This is a genomic window from Williamsia maris (assembly GCF_024171815.1).
Lineage (GTDB): Bacteria > Actinomycetota > Actinomycetes > Mycobacteriales > Mycobacteriaceae > Williamsia_A > Williamsia_A maris.
The window spans coordinates 79,055-99,022 of sequence record NZ_JAMTCJ010000001.1; the positions used below are offsets into that span (position 1 = coordinate 79,055).

Sequence of the window (19,968 nt, forward strand, 5' to 3'; positions counted from 1 at the left end):
CCCGCCCCTCCTGGTCAGACATCGCCGTGAGCATATTGGACCCCGCCGCCCGGCGTTGCGCTCCCCGATCGACCCCGTCACCCCCAGTAGCGTGAGACCCCGGGGAACAGCCAGTACATCTCTGCCATCTCAGAAGTCGAAAGGGTCACGTGCACCAGCCACCCGACGATCGGCGTGCGCGTCGTGCCGCACCCCGGGACCCCGGCGAACGGCGTCGGCCCCGTCCGTCGACCGGTGCGACCCGATCCGGAGCCGGCGCGCGTCAAGCGTCGTCGCGAGCCGCCGCGGCACCCGGCACCACCCCGAGGTCGGGCAACCCGACCCCGGCGCAGGCGCCCACCCCACCGGTCGGGCCTCCCCGTAACGGCGCCCTGACCCTGTCGGGCAACGTCGGACGGGTCGCCGTCGCGCTGCTGTCGGTGGTCGTCCTGCTGATCACGGGGTTCGCGTGGAGCAGCATCACCTCGCTGCAGAACGGGGTGACCCGCCTCGACGGACTGCAACTCGGTGACGGCCGGGACGGCGCCGTCGACATCCTGATGGTCGGTACCGACTCCCGGGTCGACGCACAGGGCAACCCGCTGTCGGCGTCCGAGGCCGCCCAGCTGCACGCCGGCGACGAGGTCGCCACCAACACCGACACCATCCTGCTGATCCGGATCCCCAACGACGGGTCGTCGGCGACGGCGATCTCGATCCCCCGCGATTCCTACGTCGACGTCCCCGGGATCGGCATGAGCAAGATCAACGCCGCCTACGGCGCCACCAAGGAGACCAAGCGGGCCGCGCTCGTCGAGGCCGGTACCGATCCCGCCGAGGCCGAGAAGGAGGCGACGGTGGCCGGCCGCAAGGCCCTGATCCAGACCGTCGCGCAGCTGACCGGCGTGCAGGTCGATCGGTACGCCGAGGTCGGACTGGTCGGGTTCGTGTTGCTCACCAACGCCGTGAACGGTGTGGACGTCTGCCTGCGCAACCCGGTGAACGAGCCCCTGTCGGGTGCGCGCTTCCGGGCGGGGCGACAGACCCTCGACGGCGCCAAGGCCCTGAGCTTCGTCCGACAGCGTCACGACCTCCCCCGCGGCGACCTCGACCGCATCGTGCGCCAGCAGGTGTTCATGGCCTCACTCGCGCAGAAGGTGCTCTCGGCCGGGACGCTGACCGATCCCGGCAAGCTGAGCGCGTTGCAGGACGCGGTGTCGCGGTCCATCGTCATCGACGACAACTGGGACATCCTCAAGTTCGTCGAGCAACTGAAGGACCTCACCGGCGGCAAGGTGAAGTTCGCGACCATCCCGGTCACCGACGAGCAGGGCTGGAGCGAGGACGGTGAGCAGTCGGTCGTCACCGTCGACCCGGCCGCCGTGCACCGGTTCACCGCGGCCCTGTTGACGTCGAAGAAGGGCGCCCTGGCGCGCGACGAGTACACCGTCGACGTGACCAACGCCGGGACCGTGGACGGACTCGCGACGAACGTCTCGGGCATCGTCGCGGCCAAGGGCTACACCCGCGGCACGACCGACACCAAGGGCACGAACGACGCCGACAGCTACATCGCGACGTCGGAGAACAACGCCGGCGCAACCGATCTGGCCAAGCAGATGGGCGGCCTGCCGGTCCGGGTCGACGGCTCGGTCCCGTCGGGACACCTCCGCCTGGTGCTCACCGATTCCTACACCGGCCCCGGGTCGATCAGCGACACCGGCGCGCAGGGGCAGCAGGATGGCGCCGCGCCGGCGACCCCGGCCGCCGCGACCACCGCCCCGCCGATCACCGCCGCCGGTTCCGGGCCGCAATGCGTCAACTGATGAAAGCGTCGTGCCGATGACCCCCACCACCCACGCCACGGTCACCGACGCGGTCTTCGCGTACGCGATGGCGCACGACCCCGCGGGCCCGTTGATCACCTTCTACGACGACGCGAGCGGTGAGCGGACCGAGCTGTCCACCATCACCACCGCGAACTGGGCGGCCAAGACGGCCAACATGATCCGCGACGAGTTCGGGCTCGCCCCGGGGGATCTGGTCGCCGTCGACCTGCCCGTCCACTGGCAGACGTTCGCGATCCTGCTCGGCGCGTGGTGGGCCGGATGCGAGGTCGTCATCGGTCCGTCCGACGCAGCAGCGGGCGCCTTCTGTTCGATCGACCGTCTCGACGCCAACGACCACGGGGGCGAGGTCGCGGTGGCGCCGCTGGACCCGTTCGCCCGGCCCGTACCCGGTCTGCCCATCGGCATCACCGACTTCGGGTCCGCGGTGCGGGTGCACGGTGACCAGTTCGCCCCCGTCGTGGCGGGACCGCTCGCCCTCGCGGGCCGCGACACCACCGACGTCATCTCCGCGGCACGCGATTTCGCAACCACCGCGGACATCGGTCCCGGGGCGCGCATCGTGTCCACCCGGCACTGGGACACCGCGGACAATGTCGTCGCCAACCTGTTGTCGGTGACGGTCGCCGGCGCGAGCCTGGTGCAGATCGCGAATCCCGACGTCGCCCGACTCACCGATCGTGCGGCGAGCGAAAAGGCCACCGCGACACTCTCGTAATCGCGATGGCCCCGTCGTGGGTCGTGGTCGCCGTGGTGACGACCGCGGGTGTCAGCGCAGCAGGGCGCGCGACATCACGACCCGCTGGATCTGGTTGGTGCCCTCGTAGATCTGGGTGATCTTGGCGTCGCGCATCATCCGCTCGACCGGGAAGTCGCGGGTGTAGCCGGCCCCACCGAACAACTGCACCGCATCGGTGGTGACCTTCATGGCGACGTCGGAGGCGAAACACTTCGAGGCCGACGAGATGAAACCGAGGTTCTTCTCACCGCGCTCGGCGCGGGCCGCCGAGGTGTAGACCATCAACCGCGCCGCCTCGATGTTCATCGCCATGTCGGCGATCATGAACTCGACGCCCTGGAACTGCGAGATCGTCTTGCCGAACTGCTTGCGGTCCTTGATGTACTCGATGGTCTTGTCCAACGCACCCTGCGCGATACCGACCGCCTGCGCGCCGATGGTGGGACGGGTGTGATCGAGGGTCTGCAGGGCGGTCTTGAAGCCGGTACCCGGCTCGCCGATGATGCGATCGGCCGGGATCTCGCAGTTCTCGAAGTACAACTCCGCCGTCGGTGAGCCCTTGATACCGAGCTTGCGCTCGTAGCCGCCGGTCGAGAAGCCGGGATCGTCCTTGTGGACCATGAACGCGGAGATGCCGTTGGCACCCTTCTCCGGGTCGGTCACCGCCATCACGGTGTACCAGGTCGACTTGCCGCCGTTGGTGATCCACGCCTTGGCGCCGTTGAGCACCCAACCGTCGGCGGTCTGCTTGGCACGGGTGCGCATCGCGGCGGCGTCCGAACCAGCCTCTCGCTCGGACAGGCCGTAGGACGCGAGGGCGCCTCCGGTCGCGAGATCGGGCAGCACCTGCTTCTTCAGTTCGTCGGAGCCGTTGAGGATCAGCCCCATGGTTCCGAGCTTGTTGACCGCGGGGATCAGCGAGGCCGATGCGTCGGCCCGCGCGACCTCCTCGATGACGATGCACGCGGCGACCGAGTCGGCGCCCTGACCCTCGAACTCCTCCGGCACGTGGATCGCGTTGAAGCCCGACGCATTCAGGGCGTCGAGCGCCTCCTGCGGGAAGCGTGAGTTCTCGTCGACGTCGGCCGCGTACGGCTCGATCTCCTTCTCCGTGAGCGCACGAATGGCCTCACGCAGCGCGTCGTGTTCCTCGGGCAGTGAGAACAGGTCGAAATCCGGGTTACCCGACATCGGCGAAACTCCTAGCGAACTGTGGTGGACCGGTGGATACGTCCTCTTCATGCTAGCGCCGGTGATCGAAATAGTTACTCACGGGTAACCCAGATCATGTGGTGTGCCCCGGCCCCGGATGCGAGGCTGACCGGATGACCACCCACGAAGGACGGCGCCGGTGAGCAACGACACATTGGCCGATTTCGACCGTACCGAGTTCAGCGCACACGGCCGCACGGCCCCGGTCTACCGCCTCGGCACCGGGCCCGCGGTCGTCGTCATCTCCGAGATGCCCGGCATCACCCCGAAGGTGGCCGACTTCGCGCGGACGGTGGCGGGCATCGGGTGCACCGCGGTCATGCCGCACCTGTTCGGCGCCGACGGCAAGGACCCGATGGACGCACGGATCCCCGCACTGGGCGCCGTCGCCACCATCACCCGCGCGATCGTCCCCGCCTGCATCAGTCGCGAGTTCACCGTCCTGGCCACCGGCAAGTCGTCACCGGTGGTGACGTGGCTGCGCGCACTCGCCGCCCAGGAGCACGCGCGCTGCGGCGGACCCGGCGTCGGCGCGATCGGGATGTGCTTCACCGGCGGGTTCGCCCTCGCCATGGCCGCGGACGACCGGCTGATCGCGCCGGTGCTGTCGCAGCCGTCGTTGCCGTTCGCGATGTCGGGCCGGCGGGCCCGCTCCATCGACATCGACCCCGGAGACCTCGAGAAGGTCAGGGGGCGTTGTGCCGCCGGAGATCTGACCGTGCTCGGGCTCCGCTTCCAGGGCGATCGGATGTGCCCGTCCGCGCGGTTCGGATGGTTGCGCGAACAGCTCGGCGACGCGTTCACCGCCGTCGAGCTCCCGGACTCCTCGGCAAACCCGGACGCGATGGGACCGCCGCACTCGGTGGTCACCGAGGGACTGATCGACGAGCCCGGCCAGCCGACCCGCGCGGCGTTGGACGAGGTGCTCGACCTGTTCCGTAGGCGGCTGCTGACCCCCGCCTGACCCCGCCCCCGCGTCGGGCCCTCGTTCCTCGGTGTTGGGCCCTCGTTCCTCCGTGTTGGGCCCTAGTTCCTCCGTGTTGGGCCACTGAACCGTTCTGGCGATCCGTGCGTCGAACAACGCATGACATCTCCCGAGCCCACCGCCGAATCCTCAGGGCGGATCATCCGGTCCGACGCACATGCGACCGACGTCCGCCGCGATCACCACCGCCTGCACCGCGGCATCTACACGCCCTTGGCGTCCGAACTGTCGACGACAGACCGGATCCGGGCCGCGGCCATGAGAGCCGGCGACGGCGCCGTGGTGGCCGGACTGAGCGCGGCCATCCTGCACGGCACGACGTTCGTCGACGAGGACCACGATGTGGAACTCATCCGAGGTCTGGACGGTCAGGGACGGATGCGCGGATCGGTCCGCGTGATCCGCACCGACCAACTCGGACCGGGCGACATCGAGATGGTCGAGGGTATTCGCGTCACGTCACCGGTGCGGACGGCCTACGACCTCGGCCGGCGACGCCCGGACTGGATGGCACTGGCGCGGTTGGACGATCTCGTGCGGGCGACGCAGCTGAGTCTGACCGAGCTGTGGTCCTACACCCGGGCACACCCGCGAACCCACGGAGTCCCGCAGATGCGCGAACTCATCCACCACATCGACCCCGCAGCGGAATCACCGGGTGAGAGTTGGCTGCGCCTGGTCATGATCCGCAACCATCTACCGCGACCGGACTCGCAGATCGTGCTGACCGACACCGACGGCCGCATGATCGCCCGGTTCGACCTCGGCTACAAGCGATACAAGCTCGGAATCGACTACGACGGAATCGAATTCCACACCTCCGACGAGCAACGCGCCCATGACGCACGTCGCGATCGAGCCGCGCGCGACAGGGGCTGGGAGGCGATCCGGGTCGCGGGAACCCTGTTGTCGCGCGACCCCTGCGCGGTGATCAACACCATCGAGAACGCGATGCGGCAGCGTGGCTACCGCCCGTGAGGGCAACGACGACCCAACAGGCGGTGACAACGGCCCAACGCGCGGGAACCAGGGCCCAACGCGGTCAAACGAGGACCCAACACGGGAGAACAACGGCCCAACACGGGAGGGCGGGCGTCGGTGATCGGGACGGTCGGCGGTCAGTCGCCGAGCAGTGTGCGCCGGAGGGCGACGTCCTTCTCCAGCACCACCGTCTCGAGCTCACGCTGGAACGCCTGCATCCGCGCCAGCAGGACCCGATCACCTGTCGCGAGGATCCGGACCGCCAGCAGACCCGCGTTGCGGGCACCGCCGATGGAGACGGTCGCGACCGGGACGCCCGCGGGCATCTGCACGATCGACAGCAGTGAGTCCATCCCGTCGAGGTATTTCAGCGGGACCGGCACGCCGATCACCGGGAGCGGCGTCGCCGAGGCCACCATGCCCGGCAGGTGCGCGGCACCACCGGCGCCGGCGATGATCACCGAGATCCCGCGATCGGCCGCTCCCGCGGCGTAGTCGAGCATGCGCTGCGGCGTGCGGTGCGCCGAGACGACACCGACCTCGAACGGCACCTCGAACTCGGCGAGGGCCTGCGCCGCGGCCTCCATCGTGGGCCAGTCGGAGTCGCTGCCCATGATCAGACCCACCCGCGGCCCCGACGGGCTGGTGCCCACCGGATCGCCCGCGGGGGCGGGTCCCGTCGATTCAGCCATCGCTGTGTTCATCCCATCCGTCGGTCCATACCGCGTTCGACATCCAGTGTGCGGCCCGTTCGGCGCGCTCACGCACGGCGGCCACGTAGTCGGGGTCGGTGATCGAGCCGGGACCACCGACGACGTTGACGTGACCGATCTTCCGATCCGGACGCTCGCCCTTGGCGTACAGGTGCACCTTCGCGTCGGGCATTCGCGCCATCAGATGATGCAGCCGCTCGTCCATCGACATCGCCGGCGCCTGCGCCGCGCCCAGGATGTTGCCCATCACGGTCACGGGCGCACGACTGCGGGTGTCACCGAGTGGATAGTCCAGGACCGCTCGCAGGTGCTGCTCGAACTGGCCGGTGACAGCACCGTCCATGCTCCAGTGCCCGCTGTTGTGCGGGCGCATCGCGAGCTCGTTGATCAACAGCCGACCGCCGTCGGGTCCGGGCTGGGCGGTCTCGAACAGCTCGACCGCCATCACACCGACCACGCCGAGTTCGGCGGCGAGCCGCAGCGCGATCCGTTCCGCCTCCTCGGCGAGGTCGTCGGACAGGTCGGGGGCGGGCGCGATGACCACGGCGCACTGCCCGTTGCGCTGCACCGTCTCCACGACCGGCCACACCGCACCCTGGCCGAACTCCGACCGGGCCACCATCGCCGACAACTCGCGACGCATCGACACCTTCTGCTCGGCGATCAGGGCGGAGTCGGAGGTGCGGGAGTCGGCGAGGATCTGCCGGGCCTCGTCGAGGCTGTCGGGCATCCAGACCCCGCGGCCGTCGTACCCGCCGCGGATCGCCTTCAGGACGACCTGACCGTCGTGCCGGGTCCAGAAGTCGTCGAGGACTGCACGCGCGTCGACCGCGGCGTCGTCGGCCGGCGCCAGATCGGCGAAATCGGGGATCGGCAGGCCCATCTCCGACAACCGACGGCGCATCGCCAGCTTGTCCTGCGCGTAGAGCAGGGCCTGCGGCGGCGGCGCGACGGTGACGCCCTGCTCGACCAGCGCGAACAGGTGCTCGGTGGGGACGCCCTCGTGGTCGAAGGTGACCACGGTGGCGCCGTCGGCCAGTCGTCGCAGATCGTCGAGTTCGGTGTGGGTGCCCAGGACGACGTCCGGGGTCACCAGCGCGGCCGGTTCGTCGTGCGAGGCGGCGAGGACACGCAGCCGCTGGCCGAGCGCCACCGCGGCCTGATGGGTCATCCGGGCCAACTGCCCGCCACCCACCATCGCCACGACGGGCATACCGCCGCTGCTCGGGGACGGACGCCGACTCTCGGGGGTCTCACTGCTCACGGCGGTAATGGTGTCACGACCACCGCACAACACACCCAAAGCGCCCGGTCAGCCCGTTCGATGGGGGCGAATGCGCGATAGTTTCGTACACTCTGGACTTGTGTCGTTCATCGACGGGTTGATGGCCCGTACCCCAGCGCCGGTACAGCGGCTGGCGCTCCGTCATCACGAACTGATCAAGTTCGCGCTCGTCGGCGGGTCCACGATGATCTTCGACATGGCGATCTTCTACAGCCTGAGCCTGTCGGTTCTCGAGCAGAAGCCGGTCGTCGCGAAGGTCATCGCGAGCACCCTCGCGACGGTTCTGAGTTACTTCCTCAACCGCGAATGGGCCTTCAAGAACCGTGGTGGTCGTCAGACGCACCACGAGGTCCTGCTGTTCTTCGTCATCAGCGGGATGGGCGTCATCCTGCAGGCGGCGCCGCTGTTCATCGCCAACAACCTGTTCGACGTGCGCAACCACGCCAGCGTCGCCCAGTTGGTGGTCATCGACTTCGTGCTCGGCTACGTCATCGGCAACGTCCTGCAGCTCGCGTTCCGGTTCTGGGCGCTGCGCAAGTTCGCGTTCCCGGAGACGCAGGGTCACGAGGACCAGGAGATCGAGGCGCTGGCCACCGGCCACGTCACGCTGCCCGAGAACAAACCCGCCTCGCAGTCCGACTCGGTCTCGTAAGACCTCGGCTCGTGAGGCCCGGCCCGTAGAACCTCAGCGGGGTTCGCGCGCGGCACCGACCGGACGCTCACGCGGTCCCGACAAGGGGCCCGATTCCCCGGTCGGCACCACGATGGTGAACGTGGCCGGACGGCGTGCGGCCAGGTCCAGGCGGCCGCCGTCGGCCTCGATCAGGGCGCGAGCCAGCGACAGCCCCACCCCGCTCGATCCCCCGGTGGAGTACCCGCGGCGGAAGATGTGCGGGACGAGCTCGTCGGGGACTCCGGAGCCTTCGTCGGACACCGACACCCGCAGCATCCCGGCCCCGGACAACTCGGCGACGTCGACGAGGGTGTCGCCGTCACCGTGGCGCAGCGCGTTGTCGATGAGCACGCTGACCGCCTCACGCAGACGGCTCGGTGTCGACCACGCCGTGGTGTCACCGGCGTAGGTGACCGCCAGCGACCGGCCCTCCTGGGCGAACGAGTCGGTGAAGTCGCGGACGAGCGGATCGATGGCCGACTGCACCGGGATCGGCCCCTTGGGCACCACCGCGGAGTCGCGCGACACCGAGATCAGTTCGTCGAGTTCACGGTTGAGTCGTTCGACCTGCTCGTGGGCGGCCTCGGCCTCGGTGACCACGTTGGCGTCATCGTGCAGGGAGAGCTCGTCGAGTCGGAGCTGGATGGCGGTGAGTCGACTGCGCAGTTGGTGCGACACCTCGCCGACGATCTCGCCCTCCCGTTCGAGGCGGAGCGCGATCTCCCGGTTCGCGACCTCCAGCGCGCTGGAGACGCGATCGAGTTCGACGATGCCGTGGGCCTTCCACGCCGAGTGGAAGTCGCCCTGGGCCATGCTCGACGCTCGCTCGGCCAGTTCCTCGAGCGGATCGGCCAGCCGTTTGGCGGTGAACGCGGCGACCGCCGTACCCGCGGCCACCGACATCGTCAGCACCAGTGCGACGACACCGACGGCGGTCCACTGGTTGCTGCGCACCTGCGACAGCGGGATCTCCATCGTGATGGCGCCCGCGTCACCCAGGCTCACCGACTCGCTCACCGTCGAATCGCCGATGGGCGAACCGATCTCGGTGCGGTCGGTCTCCCCCGGTGCGGCCGGGTACTGCAGTTCGAGCCGTCCGTTCGCCGGGAGCAACAGGCGGAACGGGGCGCTGTCGATCGAGGCCGGACCCTCACGGCCGGCCACCTCCTGGTCGATGAGCTCGCTCGACACACGCTTGAGCCGTTGATCGAGATCCTGATGAGCCAGATCGTCGACCCACCACCAGGCGGTGAACATCAGCGGCAGGCCCAGGAGCAGGCCGATCCCGACCACCATCGCGATCATCGACAACAGGATTCGCCTGCGCACGGCCGCTCTAGTCCGGATCGAATCGGAAGCCGACACCGCGGACGGTGACGATGCGCTTCTTGCGGCCGGACTGGTCGTCGCCGATCTTGCGGCGCAGCCACGACACGTGCATGTCCAGGGTCTTCGACGACCGCAGGTCGGCCGATCCCCACACCTCGGTGAGGATCTCCTCGCGGCTGACGACCTCGCCGCCGCGTTCCATCAGGAAGCGCAGCAGGTCGAACTCGCGGTTGGCCAGGGTCGCGTCCTTGCCTGCGACGAGCACCCGACGCCCACGGGCATCGAGGTGGATGTCACCGGCCTCCAGGACGAGGTCGACGCCCTGCTTGCGGCGCAGCAGCGCACGGACACGGGCCAGCAACTCGGCGAGTCGGAACGGTTTGCCGACGTAGTCGTCCGCGCCCGCGTCGAGACCCACCACGAAGTCGACCTCGTCGGTACGGGCGGTCAGCATCAGCACCGCGAGTTGCGGACGGGCGGCGCGCACCCGACGGCAGACCTCGAGTCCGTCCATGTCGGGCAGTCCGAGGTCCAGCACGAGCAGCTCGAACCGGGTGTCCTTGGACCGCTCGAGGGCGTCCGGGCCGGTGGTCACGATCTCGCACCCGTAGCCCTCACGGGTGAGCGCCCGGGCCAGGGGGCCCGCGATCGCCTCGTCGTCTTCGGCCAGCAGTACGTCCGTCACGTTTTCACGTTACCGTCGCCCCGGTCGAACACCTCGTGGTAGAGCAACGAGTGCACCTTCTCGACCTGCGGGATGTCGTCGAAGGACAGCGGGTCGTCCGATGCGGACTCGATGATGAGCGTCCCGGTGCGCAGCATGCGGTCGACGAGTCCGTGCCGGAACTCGACGGAGTTGATGCGCTGCAGCGGGATGTCGATGCCGGAGCGGGTGAGGATGCCGTTGCGGAACGTCACCCGACGGTCGGTCAGCACGAAGTGCGTTGTGCGCCAGGAGATCAGTGGGCGCAGGAAGAACCAGACGACCAGGGCCAGCCACACCACCGCGATCACGATCCACACGACGAGTTCGGCGGTGCCGTCCAGGCTCGACGAGGTGGTGTAGCCACCCGCCACGCCGGCCGCCGCTGTGACCAGCAGGAACACGATCGTGGGGAGGACCAGGCACTTCCAGTGGGGATGACGGTGCAGCACCACGTGCTCGCCCTCGGCGAGGATGTTCTCCGGATACCCCATGCGTAGAAGTTAGTCGAGAGGTCGGGCCGCCTGGGTGTGACTCGCTACACTCTGCGTCAAAGGGAGGTGCCGATGTACCCGAACGATCCTCGAGACCCGCGCACACGAGCGTACGAACAGCAGCCCTACCAAGACCAGTACGGCAACGACCAGTACGGCCAGGCCCAGTACGGCAAGGACTCCTACGCCGGAGATCGCTATGCGGCCGACAACTACTACGACGACCGTCGCCGGACCGCCGATCCCTATCAGGCGCCTGCCGCCGAGCGGTCCCGGTCACGCGCCCCCAAGCCGCCGCGTCGCGGACCCCGCATCAACGCCGGCCTGTTCGCGGGCGGCGTACTGGCCACCGCGGTCGTGACCGCGCTCGCGGCCTGGCTGGTCGCCTGGATCATCCGCGTCATCAGCCAGCGGATCACCGAGACCGGCAAGCTCGGGGTCTGGAACCCCGTCGCGCAGGACGAGTACTGGTTCGCCGTCGTCGGGGCGCTGTGCGCGCTGCTCGCGGGTGCGCTCTGGTACGTGCTGCAGCTGACGACACCGTCGCCGGATCAGTTCTTCGGGTGGATCGTGGGTCTGCTCATCGTCGCGGCCGTATTGCTGCCGTTGCTGCTCTCACAGGAGTGGACCTCGGCGATCGGCACCGCGGTGATGCACCTCGTGATCGGCCTGCCGATCCTGTTCCTCGTCCGTGCGATGGGCTCGAAGAGCCTCGAGTACTAGTCGGTCCGGATCGCCCGGAGATGAGTGACGTCGCCGGCGGCCAGCGCGGTGGGGTGATCCGCCCCGTCGGCCAGCACGACGATCCGACCGAACTCGTCGACGTCACGGGCGATCCCGACGATCGACCGGTCCCCCGGTAGTTCCATCCGGACCCGGGCGCCGATGGTGGCGCACACCTCGCGATAGGCCGCGGTCAGGGCGGCGATGTCGTCCGGCCACGACCGCACCCCCTCGGCGAGTTCGGCGAGCACCGCGCCGGCGAGCGCGGATCGGTCCACCGGGGTGTCGGTGTGCAGGTTCAGCGACGTCGCCGTGGGTACCGGTAGGTCGGCGACCTGCAGACCGGTGTTGATGCCGAGCCCGATGACCACCGCCGGATGGGTGCCGTGCGCCAACTCGGCGAGGATGCCCGCGACCTTCGACCCGTCCACCAGCACGTCGTTCGGCCACTTGAGCACGGCGTCGACCCCGGTGACCGTCCGGATAGCGCGCACCGCGGCGACTCCGGTCAGCAGGGGCAGCCATCCGAGGACCCCGGCGGCCGCCGCCCCGCCGGAGCCGACCGCCGCCGACATCGCCAACTGCGCGCCCGGTGGGGACGACCAGACACGTCCGTGACGTCCGCGCCCGGACACCTGGTGGTCGGCGATGAGCACCTGTCCGACGGCGTCGGTGTCGACACATCGAGCCACCAGATCGGCGTTGGTCGACCCCGTCTGCGCCACCACCTCGATCGAACGCCACGACGGCCCCGCCGCCCGACCGATCAGTTCCGGGTCGAGGGCGCGGGGATCGGGGTGCGACGTCATGCGGTCAGCGTAGGGCCGTCACCGACGCCGCCGGACGGCCCGGATCGGCAAACATGAGACAACACTCAGGTTGGGCCGGTAGGCACGACCGAGCGCACGCTCGTTAGCATCGATGCCATGACAACAGCCTCGCGCGACGCAGACAGCGCGCCAGACATCCACACCACCGCCGGAAAGCTCGCTGACCTGCGTGGTCGCCTGGCCGAGGCAGAGCATCCCGTCGGCGAGGACGCGGTCGAGAAGACCCACGCGAAGGGAAAGCTCACCGCGCGCGAGCGGATCACCCATCTGCTCGACGAGGGGTCGTTCGTCGAACTCGACGCACTCGCCCGCCACCGCAGCACGAATTTCGGATTGGCCGAGCGCCGCCCGGTCGGCGACGGCGTGGTCACCGGATACGGCACCGTCGACGGCCGCGAGGTCTGCGTGTTCAGCCAGGACTCCACCGTCTTCGGCGGCAGCCTCGGCGAGGTCTACGGCGAGAAGATCGTCAAGGTGATGGACCTGGCGATCAAGACCGGCCGGCCGCTGATCGGCATCAACGACGGTGCAGGCGCCCGCATCCAGGAGGGTGTCGTCTCGCTGGGGCTGTACGGCGAGATCTTCCACCGCAACGTCCGTGCCTCGGGTGTCATCCCGCAGATCTCGCTGATCCTCGGTGCGGCCGCGGGCGGACACGTCTACTCCCCCGCCCTCACCGACTTCGTCGTGATGGTCGACAAGACGAGCCAGATGTTCATCACCGGCCCCGACGTGATCAAGACCGTCACCGGCGAGGACGTCACGATGGAAGACCTCGGCGGCGCGCAGACGCACATGTCGAAGTCCGGTACCGCGCACTACGTCGCCACCGACGAGGAGGACGCCCTCGACTACGTCAAGGACCTCCTCGGTTATCTGCCGAGCAACAACCGCGCCGAGGCGCCCCGTCTCCCGGTCGCCGTTCCCGCGGCCGGCTCGATCGAGGACACCCTGACCGACGAGGACCTCGAGCTCGACACCCTCATCCCGGATTCGCCCAACCAGCCCTACGACATGCACGAGGTCATCGCGCGGATCCTCGACGACGACGAGTTCCTCGAGGTGCAGTCCGGCTACGCCGGGAACGTCATCGTCGGATTCGGCCGCGTCGACGGTCGCAGCGTGGGCATCGTGGCGAACCAGCCCACGCAGTTCGCCGGGTGTCTCGACATCAACGCCTCGGAGAAGGCGGCGCGGTTCGTCCGCACCTGCGACTGCTTCAACATCCCGATCGTCACCCTGGTCGACGTGCCCGGCTTCCTGCCCGGCACCGAGCAGGAATACAACGGCATCATCCGACGGGGCGCGAAGCTGCTGTACGCGTACGGCGAGGCCACCGTCGGCAAGATCACCGTCATCACCCGCAAGGCGTACGGCGGCGCGTACGACGTCATGGGGTCCAAGCACATGGGCGCCGACGTCAACCTCGCGTGGCCCACCGCCCAGATCGCCGTGATGGGCGCCTCGGGTGCGGTCGGTTTCGTCTACCGCGGCAAGCTCAAGGAGGCCGCGGCCAACGGCGAGGACGTCGACGCCCTGCGCCTCGAGCTGCAGCAGGAGTACGAGGACACGCTGGTCAACCCGTACGTCGCCGCCGAGCGCGGCTACGTCGACGCGGTCATCCCGCCGTCGCACACCCGCGGACAGATCGCGACCGCGCTCAAACTGCTCGAGCGCAAGATGGTCACCGTCCCGCCCAAGAAGCACGGGAACATCCCGCTGTGACCGCGGCGGACGACGAACAGACCACCGCATCCGAGGCCGACGCGACAACGCAGTCCGCGCCGGTGTTCCGGATCGTGAAGGGGAACCCCTCCGACGAGGACGTGGCGAGCATCGTGGCCGTGTTGGCCGCCGCGACCGGCTCGGGCGAGGCGCCCGCCTCTGGTCCGCGCGACCTGTGGGGCACCCCGACCGACCGGCTCCGTCCCGCGGAGCCGCTCGCGCCCCTGAACTTCGTCAACCTGAGGTTCGGTTACTGAGTCGTCGACGCCGATCCAGGTCGTCCTCGGATCGGCGTCGCCGGCCCGACTGAAGGTGTTGCGGGCGGCCGGGATCGCACCGGTCGTCCGTGTCTCCGATGTCGACGAGGACGCCGTCGCGGCGGGTCTCGGTGTCGATGCGCATCCCGAACAGGTCGTCGCCGCGCTCGCCGCGGCCAAGGCGCAGGCGGTCCGTGCCACCGTCGCAGACGATCCGGAGATCGCCGCCGACGTCGTCGTGATCGGCTGCGACTCGATGCTTCTCGTCGACGGCCGGCTGACCGGCAAGCCGCACACCGCCGATGTCGCACGCGCGCAGTGGATGTCGGTGCGGGGACGGTCGGCGCAGCTGCTCACGGGCCACTGCGTCATCCGGGTGACCCCGGGATCACCGGACGGCCACGCGCAGGCGGTGTCGTCCACGGTGGTGCGATTCGCCGATGTCGACGAGGCGACCATCGACGCCTACGTCGCCTCGGGTGAACCGCTCGAGGTCGCGGGCGGGTTCACGCTCGACGGTCTGGGCGGGTGGCTGATCGAGGGCATCGACGGCGACCCCTCCTCGGTCATCGGTATCGGCCTCCCGCTCGTCCGACGACTGCTCGCCGAACTCGACGTACATCTGTCCGAGCTCTGGACCCACTGAGCGTCCCCCGGCCGCGTCGGTGATGTGGCGCACGGTGCGCATGGGCGTGGGCCGCTAGCCTGTGTCGGTGAGATCAGCAGCGAGCGCACAATTCGGCCCGATGCCGACCATCGCGGGGGAAAGCGAGTCATGACCGAACAGCGTCTCGGACGACATTCTCGACGCGACGACGACGCGGCGGACACGTCCGACGGTTTCGTCTTCGCACCGCAGGAGACGTTCGCGCCCCCTGTCGCACCCGTGCGGCAGGCGCCCGCTCGACCGGCACCCGCTCGACCGGCACCCATGCGGCAGCCACCGATCGAGCAGGCTCCACCGAGGCGACCCCGACCCGTCGGTCCGCTCGCCGTGGAGGTGTCCGGCCTCACCAAGACCTACGGCGAGCACCGGGTGGTCGACGATGTCGACTTCGTCGTGCCGGAGGGCACCGTGCTGGGCCTGCTGGGCCCCAACGGTGCGGGCAAGACGACCATCGTGCGGATGTTGGCCACACTGTTGCGGCCCGACGCCGGCCAGGTGCGGATCCTGGGCCGCGACGTGGCCAAGGACTCCACCGCCGTCCGCTCCCTGATCTCGCTCACCGGTCAGTACGCGTCGGTCGACAACGACCTCACCGCGCTGGAGAACCTCGACATCTACGGTCGACTGCTCGGCCTGAAGGGATCGCAGGCCCGCGCGCGGGCACGTGAGCTGGTCGACCAGTTCGGTCTCGCCGACGCCGCGACCCGCCCGGTGCAGGGATTCTCCGGCGGCATGCGCCGTCGCCTCGACCTCGCGGCGAGCATGATCCACCGCCCCGCACTGCTGTTCCTCGATGAACCCACCACCGGGCTCGACCCCCGCACACGTACACAGCTGTGGGAGATCGTGCGCGACGTCGTCGCCGCCGGGACCACCGTCGTCCTCACCACCCAGTACCTCGACGAGGCGGACGCGCTCGCCGACCACCTCGTCGTCATCGACCACGGCCGCGTGGTCGGTCGCGGGACGCCCGAGACGCTCAAGCGGTCGGTCGGCAGCTTCTCGCTGTCCATCCGTCTCGCTGATCCCGGCAGCACGCAGGCCGCCGCCGCGACCATCCAGGAACTCCTCGGCCACTCGGTGGACATCGACCGCCGCACCGGTGAGCTCACCGCACCGGTCCCCGACTCCGCCCGCGCGGCACAGGTCATCGCGGCCCTGTCCGCACGCCGGATCACCGTCGGCGAGTTCGGCGTCCACTCGCCCTCGCTCGACGAGGTCTTCCTCGCCCTCACCGAAGACCGGAGCCAGAAATGACATCGACCGAGAACGTGTTCGCGGCGATCCCCACGGCGACGGTCACCGAGACCATCAGTGCGGGCAAGGCCGTCCGCGACACCGCCACGTTGGCGCGACGCGGCCTGCTCAAGTTCAAGCACTCCCCGCAGCTGTTGGTCGACGTCATCATCGTGCCGATCATCTACACCGTGTTGTTCGGCAGCATCTTCGGCGGTGTCATCGCCGGCGACGTGACGACGTACCTCCCCACCCTGATCCCCGGCGTGCTGGTCAACGTGGCGATCACCTCGACCGTCGTCGTAGGCATCCAACTGCGTGAGGACATCGACAAGGGCATGCTCGATCGCTTCGTGTCGATGCCGATCTCGCGCATCGCACCGTTGGCGGGCGGACTGGTGGCCGCGAACCTGCGGTACCTGATCGCGGTGGTCATCACCGTCATCGCCGGCGTGGCGATGGGATACCGACCGGCGAGCCCGCTGGGGGTGCTCGCCTCGGCGGCCCTGGTCGTGTTCTCGGCGTTCGCGTTGAGCTGGGTGTTCGCCCTGATGGGGGTCGTACTGACGAAAGCCTCGGCCGTGCAGGGTTTCTCAGCACTGCTGCTCACCATCCTGGGTTTCACGTCCAACGCGTTCGTCCCCACCAGCACCCTGCCCGGGTGGCTGCGGCCGATCGCCGAGGTCAACCCGCTCTCGCAGCTGATCTCCGCGGTGCGTCTGCTCTCCAACGAGGGACAGGTCGACCACCACCTCGTCTACTCGGTTCTCGGTTCGCTGCTGATCATGGCGATCGCGACACCGCTCACCGTGCGCATCTACCTGCGCAAGCTCTGACGAGCGCGCCCACCGACGCCCTCGACGCTGGAGGAACGACGTGCCCGACCGCACACCACCCGTGCTGCGCACCACCGCCGACGACGACCTGTTCATCAGGATGGACCGCGCCCTGGGTGTGCCCGTCGTCAACCAGATCGCCTGGCGTCTGACGTCGGCACCGGATGAGCGCGAGCTGGAGCAGCTGTTCGGTCGGTTGGCGTCGGGTCGGCTCGGACGGCTGCTCCGACGGACCGGCCTCCCGCTCGTACGGGATCACTGGGTCGGCGCCGGGGCCGCGTCGGGCCGTCGGGTGGCCGACACCGAGCCCGTCGCCGAGGGAGCGGTGGTCGCGTGGATCGACGCGGCCGCGTCGCGACCGCTCGATCTGACCGAGGGCCCGGTCTGGGAACTCCGCTCGGCACCGCTGGCCTCCGGGGGCGCGGTCGTCTCGCTGTGCGTCGCGCACGCGGCCGGCGACGGCTCCGCGGTGATCGACGCCGTACGCGCCGCCCTCGACACCACCGCCGCCACCTCGTTCGCAGCCCGGTCGCCGGGGCTGATCGAACAGGCCGTCGACGCCGCGACGCAGGCAGGCGCCATCACCAGCAACCTCGTTGCCCTGGCGCGCGGCGCGATCTCCGCACGCACCGCCGGATCACCGTCCGACGGCAACGACGACCGCACCGGGCAGGCCCCGCTGTCGGCACGGACCAGCCGGGTGGTCCCCCGGGATCCCGACGCCGCGCCCGACGACCACGTCGCGTTGGCCCCGGTGTGCATCGTCGGCGTCCCGACCGAGCAGTGGGCGGCGGTGGCCGCCGCGTCCGGCGGCTCGTCGAACACCCTGTTCATCGCGATCGTGGTCGGGATGCTCGTCGCGGGTGGCCGTGCCGGTGACGACGACGTCGTCCGGATCTCGATCCCGATGTCGTTGCGCGGCGGCGTTCCCGACGACCGGGCCAACGCCACGCTCGGTTTGTCGCTGGATGTCCCGGCCTCGGCGGCCCGCGACAAGGACCTGGCGACCATCCGCGCGTTGTCGAAGGACGTCTACGCCCAGCGCACCGCCCGCCCGGGCACGTTCGTGCGGCTGCAGCCGATGATGCAGGCCCTCGGCGACCGCGCCGTGGCCGCGCTGAGCAAGGGGGCGACCACCCCGTTGGCACTCGCCTCGAACCTGGGCTCCCTCGACGACCACCTGGCCGGGCTCGGCGATCCCAACCGGGCCGACGGGATCGTGACCCGGTCGACCACCCAGGCGATCAGCACGGCCCGTCTGCGGGAGCTGCGGGGCGGCCTGGCCGCCTGGGTCAACGACACCGGCCAGACCACGACGGTGTCGGTGATCGGGCTGGATCCCGACGGCCTGGGGCGCACCTCGCTGTCGCCGATCCTGCACGCCGAGCTGGCCCGATGGTCCCTGACACCGCGGGAGTGGTGATCGGATGAGACTCGCGCTGGCGCTCAACGGCAGTCGGGGTGACGTCCAGCCGGGCATCGCCGTGGCTCTGGAGATGACGTCGCGGGGCCACGAGGTGGTCGTCGGCGTCCCGGAGAACCTCGTCGACTTCGCCCGCGGCCACGGTGTCGACGCGCAGATGTTCGCCCCCGACACCGACGACCTCCTCAGGTCCCCGCTGATCAAACGCGACCTGAAGTCACCGAACCCGCGCACCCGCGCACGAGCCATCCGCGAGGTCACCGAGTTCGGGGCGGCCACGATGGACGACCGACTGCTCGAGATGGCCGACGGAGCAGACCTGGTCGTCACCGGACTGATGGGCCAGGAACGCGGTGCGACGGTCGCCGAGCACCGGGGCGCCCGGTTCGTTCCCCTGCACTACTGCCCCGTCCGGCCGAGCCGGAGCGTTCCGGTGCCTCTCGGACCACTCGCTGCGCTGCGTGCGGTACCGGTGCTCAGCGAGGCCGTCTGGCGACTCGTCGACCACGCCTTCTGGTGGGGTTCGGCGCGACGCGGTGATGTCGCCCTGCGACAGCGATTGGGCATGGCCCCCGCCTCCGGGCCGCTCGGCAACCGACTCCGCAGCGCCGACAGCCCGGAGATCCAGGCGTACGACCCCGGCCTGTTCCCGACGCTCGCCGCCGAGTGGGGGCCGCAGCGCCCCTTCACGGGGTTCGTGACACCGCCCGCACCCGCGCGCGATCATCCGAGCGCCGACGACACGGTGTCGACGTGGCTCGACCAGGGGCCGCCTCCGGTGTACGTCGGGTTCGGCAGCATGCCGCTGGCCGACGCCCCGACAACCTTCACCCATCTCGTCGAGACGATCCGTGCACAGGGACACCGCGTCCTGCTGTGCGCGGGACCGAACGCCGAGGCCGTCGCCGGGCGTCTCGACGGTCCCGAGGTGCTGGTGGTCGGCGCGGTCGACCACGGGCTCGTGCTGCCGCGATGCGTCGCCGCGGTCCACCACGGCGGCGCCGGCACCACCGGGGCCTGCGCGCGGGCGGGTGTCCCCAGCTTGATCGCTGCGTTCAGCGCCGATCAACCGATGTGGGGTCGCGCGATCAGCGACGCCGGCCTGGGGGCCACGTGCGGGATCCGGCACGCCGACGACAACGACGTGCTGCCCGACCTGATCCGCCGGATTCTCGACCCGGGGACCGCGCAGCGGAGTCGTACATTTGCACGACTAATGATCGACCCCGCGGACGCCATCACGGCAATAGCGGAAATACTCGAGCAGACGGTGTGACGTACCGTCCACCTCGGATCCTGAGATCGTGCGTTCGTATCGGTTATGCGAGACT

20 protein-coding genes are annotated in these 19,968 nt (G+C 69.6%); 13 read left to right on the forward strand and 7 right to left on the reverse strand.

Annotated elements, in window-relative coordinates:
* The first annotated feature begins 149 nt into the window (after nt 1-149).
* Both LX13_RS00355 and LX13_RS00360 read left to right on the forward strand, forming a co-directional pair.
* Entirely contained in the window at nt 150-1,805 is a 1,656-nt protein-coding gene (locus LX13_RS00355) for an LCP family protein (RefSeq protein WP_253659344.1), read from the forward strand.
* Between the two features lie 16 nt (nt 1,806-1,821).
* On the forward strand, nt 1,822-2,544 hold the full coding sequence (locus tag LX13_RS00360) for a TIGR03089 family protein (RefSeq protein ID WP_253659345.1): 723 nt from the start codon (nt 1,822-1,824) through the stop codon (nt 2,542-2,544).
* A gap of 51 nt (nt 2,545-2,595) precedes the next feature.
* Here LX13_RS00360 and LX13_RS00365 read toward each other — a convergent pair whose 3' ends face one another.
* On the reverse strand, nt 2,596-3,756 hold the full coding sequence (locus tag LX13_RS00365; RefSeq protein ID WP_253659346.1) for an acyl-CoA dehydrogenase: 1,161 nt from the start codon (nt 3,754-3,756) through the stop codon (nt 2,596-2,598).
* A gap of 160 nt (nt 3,757-3,916) precedes the next feature.
* Between LX13_RS00365 and LX13_RS00370 the strand changes: the two genes are divergently transcribed.
* Entirely contained in the window at nt 3,917-4,741 is an 825-nt protein-coding gene (locus tag LX13_RS00370) for a dienelactone hydrolase family protein (protein ID WP_253659347.1), read from the forward strand.
* A gap of 120 nt (nt 4,742-4,861) precedes the next feature.
* Complete coding sequence (locus tag LX13_RS00375; protein ID WP_253659348.1) at nt 4,862-5,740, forward strand: type IV toxin-antitoxin system AbiEi family antitoxin; 879 nt, start codon at nt 4,862-4,864, stop codon at nt 5,738-5,740.
* Between the two features lie 140 nt (nt 5,741-5,880).
* On the opposite strand, the gene purE is transcribed toward LX13_RS00375, so the two are convergent.
* The gene (gene purE, locus LX13_RS00380; RefSeq protein WP_253659349.1) at nt 5,881-6,435 is read right to left on the reverse strand and encodes a 5-(carboxyamino)imidazole ribonucleotide mutase; all 555 of its coding nucleotides are present in this window, start codon (nt 6,433-6,435) and stop codon (nt 5,881-5,883) included.
* Nucleotides 6,428-7,669 (reverse strand): 5-(carboxyamino)imidazole ribonucleotide synthase, encoded by a 1,242-nt coding sequence (locus LX13_RS00385; RefSeq protein ID WP_253660504.1) that lies wholly within the window; start codon nt 7,667-7,669, stop codon nt 6,428-6,430. The genes purE and LX13_RS00385 overlap by 8 nt, the downstream gene beginning before the upstream one ends.
* 151 nt (nt 7,670-7,820) lie before the next feature.
* On the opposite strand from LX13_RS00385, the gene LX13_RS00390 reads away from it, so the two are divergent.
* Nucleotides 7,821-8,393 (forward strand): GtrA family protein, encoded by a 573-nt coding sequence (locus LX13_RS00390; RefSeq protein ID WP_253659350.1) that lies wholly within the window; start codon nt 7,821-7,823, stop codon nt 8,391-8,393.
* A 33-nt stretch (nt 8,394-8,426) separates the two neighbouring features.
* On the opposite strand, the gene LX13_RS00395 is transcribed toward LX13_RS00390, so the two are convergent.
* The 3 genes from LX13_RS00395 to LX13_RS00405 are packed head-to-tail and all read right to left on the reverse strand — an operon-like array spanning nt 8,427 to nt 10,940.
* Entirely contained in the window at nt 8,427-9,743 is a 1,317-nt protein-coding gene (locus LX13_RS00395; RefSeq protein ID WP_253659351.1) for a sensor histidine kinase, read from the reverse strand.
* A gap of 7 nt (nt 9,744-9,750) precedes the next feature.
* Nucleotides 9,751-10,428: a response regulator transcription factor gene (locus LX13_RS00400; protein ID WP_253659352.1), complete on the reverse strand. Its 678-nt coding sequence runs from the start codon at nt 10,426-10,428 to the stop codon at nt 9,751-9,753.
* The gene (locus LX13_RS00405) at nt 10,425-10,940 is read right to left on the reverse strand and encodes a PH domain-containing protein (protein ID WP_253659353.1); all 516 of its coding nucleotides are present in this window, start codon (nt 10,938-10,940) and stop codon (nt 10,425-10,427) included. Before LX13_RS00405 ends, LX13_RS00400 begins: the two co-directional genes overlap by 4 nt.
* Nucleotides 10,941-11,012: 72 nt before the next feature.
* Here LX13_RS00405 and LX13_RS00410 point away from each other — a divergent pair, with 72 nt between their 5' ends.
* Nucleotides 11,013-11,663, forward strand: coding sequence for a DUF6069 family protein (locus LX13_RS00410; protein ID WP_253659354.1), 651 nt, complete (start codon nt 11,013-11,015; stop codon nt 11,661-11,663).
* Here LX13_RS00410 and LX13_RS00415 read toward each other — a convergent pair.
* Nucleotides 11,660-12,472, reverse strand: a complete 813-nt coding sequence (locus tag LX13_RS00415; RefSeq protein WP_253659355.1) for a biotin--[acetyl-CoA-carboxylase] ligase — start codon at nt 12,470-12,472, stop codon at nt 11,660-11,662. The two genes, LX13_RS00410 and LX13_RS00415, sit on opposite strands and share 4 nt — an antisense overlap.
* Before the next feature lie 117 nt (nt 12,473-12,589).
* Here LX13_RS00415 and LX13_RS00420 point away from each other — a divergent pair, with 117 nt between their 5' ends.
* The 7 genes from LX13_RS00420 (at nt 12,590) to LX13_RS00450 (ending at nt 19,913) form a co-directional block, all read left to right on the forward strand.
* Nucleotides 12,590-14,218, forward strand: a complete 1,629-nt coding sequence (locus tag LX13_RS00420; protein ID WP_253659356.1) for an acyl-CoA carboxylase subunit beta — start codon at nt 12,590-12,592, stop codon at nt 14,216-14,218.
* Nucleotides 14,215-14,475: an acyl-CoA carboxylase subunit epsilon gene (locus tag LX13_RS00425; protein WP_253659357.1), complete on the forward strand. Its 261-nt coding sequence runs from the start codon at nt 14,215-14,217 to the stop codon at nt 14,473-14,475. The genes LX13_RS00420 and LX13_RS00425 overlap by 4 nt, the downstream gene beginning before the upstream one ends.
* 13 nt (nt 14,476-14,488) lie before the next feature.
* A complete protein-coding gene (locus LX13_RS00430) occupies nt 14,489-15,121 on the forward strand; it encodes a Maf family protein (RefSeq protein ID WP_253660505.1) in 633 nt (210 codons plus the stop codon).
* A 285-nt stretch (nt 15,122-15,406) separates the two neighbouring features.
* Nucleotides 15,407-16,399: an ATP-binding cassette domain-containing protein gene (locus LX13_RS00435; RefSeq protein WP_253660506.1), complete on the forward strand. Its 993-nt coding sequence runs from the start codon at nt 15,407-15,409 to the stop codon at nt 16,397-16,399.
* A complete protein-coding gene (locus LX13_RS00440) occupies nt 16,396-17,214 on the forward strand; it encodes an ABC transporter permease (RefSeq protein ID WP_253659358.1) in 819 nt (272 codons plus the stop codon). The genes LX13_RS00435 and LX13_RS00440 overlap by 4 nt, the downstream gene beginning before the upstream one ends.
* A gap of 40 nt (nt 17,215-17,254) precedes the next feature.
* Complete coding sequence (locus LX13_RS00445) at nt 17,255-18,637, forward strand: hypothetical protein (RefSeq protein WP_253659359.1); 1,383 nt, start codon at nt 17,255-17,257, stop codon at nt 18,635-18,637.
* Nucleotides 18,638-18,641: 4 nt separating this feature from the next.
* Nucleotides 18,642-19,913 (forward strand): glycosyltransferase, encoded by a 1,272-nt coding sequence (locus tag LX13_RS00450; protein WP_253659360.1) that lies wholly within the window; start codon nt 18,642-18,644, stop codon nt 19,911-19,913.
* The last annotated feature ends 55 nt before the right edge of the window (nt 19,914-19,968 follow it).

Bases quoted from the DNA above. Each gene is read 5' to 3' on its own strand.
- LX13_RS00360 (WP_253659345.1), top strand. From the start codon at position 1,822: ATGACCCCCACCACCCACGCCACGGTCACCGACGCGGTCTTCGCGTAC.
- LX13_RS00365 (WP_253659346.1), bottom strand. From the start codon at position 3,756: ATGTCGGGTAACCCGGATTTCGACCTGTTCTCACTGCCCGAGGAACAC.
- LX13_RS00375 (WP_253659348.1), top strand. From the start codon at position 4,862: ATGACATCTCCCGAGCCCACCGCCGAATCCTCAGGGCGGATCATCCGG.
- purE (WP_253659349.1), bottom strand. From the start codon at position 6,435: ATGGCTGAATCGACGGGACCCGCCCCCGCGGGCGATCCGGTGGGCACC.
- LX13_RS00385 (WP_253660504.1), bottom strand. From the start codon at position 7,669: ATGCCCGTCGTGGCGATGGTGGGTGGCGGGCAGTTGGCCCGGATGACC.
- LX13_RS00405 (WP_253659353.1), bottom strand. From the start codon at position 10,940: ATGGGGTATCCGGAGAACATCCTCGCCGAGGGCGAGCACGTGGTGCTG.
- LX13_RS00410 (WP_253659354.1), top strand. From the start codon at position 11,013: ATGTACCCGAACGATCCTCGAGACCCGCGCACACGAGCGTACGAACAG.
- LX13_RS00415 (WP_253659355.1), bottom strand. From the start codon at position 12,472: ATGACGTCGCACCCCGATCCCCGCGCCCTCGACCCGGAACTGATCGGT.
- LX13_RS00420 (WP_253659356.1), top strand. From the start codon at position 12,590: ATGACAACAGCCTCGCGCGACGCAGACAGCGCGCCAGACATCCACACC.
- LX13_RS00435 (WP_253660506.1), top strand. From the start codon at position 15,407: ATGCGGCAGCCACCGATCGAGCAGGCTCCACCGAGGCGACCCCGACCC.
- LX13_RS00440 (WP_253659358.1), top strand. From the start codon at position 16,396: ATGACATCGACCGAGAACGTGTTCGCGGCGATCCCCACGGCGACGGTC.
- LX13_RS00450 (WP_253659360.1), top strand. From the start codon at position 18,642: ATGAGACTCGCGCTGGCGCTCAACGGCAGTCGGGGTGACGTCCAGCCG.